Source organism: Roseateles sp. P5_B10 (assembly GCF_056400485.1).
In genome coordinates this window covers 1-1,424 of record NZ_JBFULE010001094.1, presented here as the reverse complement: position 1 = coordinate 1,424, position 1,424 = coordinate 1, and the positions used below count along the sequence as shown (strand labels likewise).

Here is a 1,424-nt window from a genome sequence, read left to right as displayed (position 1 = left end):
CTTACCTCGCCGCAAACAGGTCAGAACGTCCTCATGGTCGAAGCCATCATCGTCCATTGCTTCCAACGCATGAAGAAGGAAACGCACCGCGTCAGGGTCAGTCTTAGCTAATGCGTTGACTGCCTTCGTAAGCGGTGCGTTGTACTCCCCGTAGGACGACATCCTATACTTTATATAGATCACAAGCGGCGCTTGTGGTGAAAAAAAGGGACTATTGCCCCCTAGCGGCGGACGTTTCAACGCTCTGAGCGGCTAAGCATCAACTGTAACCGCCTGTCCGCGCGCACCTCCCACGGCAGCGGCTCAAGGTCACTCAGACTCGGTCGCACGCGACGAGAGCCCCCGCCGGCCTGAGGCTCAACGGTGAGCATGTGAGCCGCGTGGGATTGGACGCGCCTAGGGTCCGCCCTGTTCTTCAACCGAGATGACGAGCGCAAGAATCGCTTCGCGCGCCCGGCGCAACCGGGATCCACCAGGGAGAAAGAAGATGGCAGACAGCAGAACCGTTAGCGGCACAGTGACCACTGAGAACGACGGCCCTTCCCGCGTCGCATTCGACCTCATGAACCGGATTGCTCGCGCCGAGGATGGCGCCGAAAAGGACCGGGAGTACTTCCTGCGGCTTTATGCGCAATGCAACATTCTGACCAATCATCCGACGTGGCTAGATGATGCTCTGAAGCTGAACACGAAGTAGAGCCGTCGAGGTGCTCGCCGCAAGCCAAGCAGCCGACTGGTCGAATTTATGTGCGCGACCTCAGCGGCAGTCGCGGGCGGTGAATGTCTATGGAGTAGTCACCCACGCCGGAATTTCGGCGAAGAACAGCACCCGCGTCGTCAAGCCTCGCGCTGCCGCCTGGCGCTGCAGGATGCCAAATGCTCCCAGTCCGTGGGCGAGGTCCAGCATGAACAGCCCGGGCTGCAACAGTTGAACGCCTGGTGGCGGGGGCGCCGCCACGTTCTTTAGAAAAGAAGTGCGGATCACCAGCGTCGTGGAGGTCGTAGGGTGCCGCTGCGAAAGCGCAACTCTTGAACACTCGGCGCAAGGAATCGTCTTACACCGGCGTTACACGCAGGTCAGAAAAGAAAAAGGACTTAGAGGCTTTCGCTTCTAAGTCCTTGCTTTATTTGGGGTGGCTGATGGGACTCGAACCCACGACGACAGGAATCACAATCCTGGACTCTACCAACTGAGCTACAGCCACCGCAGAGCCAAAAAGTATAACCGATAAATCAGGGTGCGCTGGCTGCGGAGGCTGGTGCTTCGACCTTGATGGCGGCCTTGTATTGCGCCTTCAGCGCGGCCAGATAGGCCTGGCCTTCGGCACGCGCCCAGGCGCCGGCGTATTGCTGGGCGGCGCGCTTGTCGTCGATGACGGCGGCGTCGCGTGGCTGCAGCTGGTTGATGCGCACGACGACATAAC

The 1,424-nt window shown here is 59.6% G+C and carries 2 protein-coding genes and 1 tRNA gene; 1 reads left to right on the top strand and 2 read right to left on the bottom strand.

Annotated elements, in window-relative coordinates; genetic code table 11:
* Nucleotides 1–487: 487 nt before the first annotated feature.
* On the top strand, nt 488–697 hold the full coding sequence (locus tag AC1DU6_RS31110; protein WP_457325984.1) for a hypothetical protein: 210 nt from the start codon (nt 488–490) through the stop codon (nt 695–697).
* A gap of 432 nt (nt 698–1,129) precedes the next feature.
* Here AC1DU6_RS31110 and AC1DU6_RS31105 read toward each other — a convergent pair.
* Nucleotides 1,130–1,205, bottom strand: a tRNA-His gene (locus AC1DU6_RS31105).
* Between the two features lie 28 nt (nt 1,206–1,233).
* The coding region (locus AC1DU6_RS31100) for a hypothetical protein (protein WP_477861985.1) at nt 1,234–1,424 on the bottom strand (191 nt) is incomplete at its 5' end.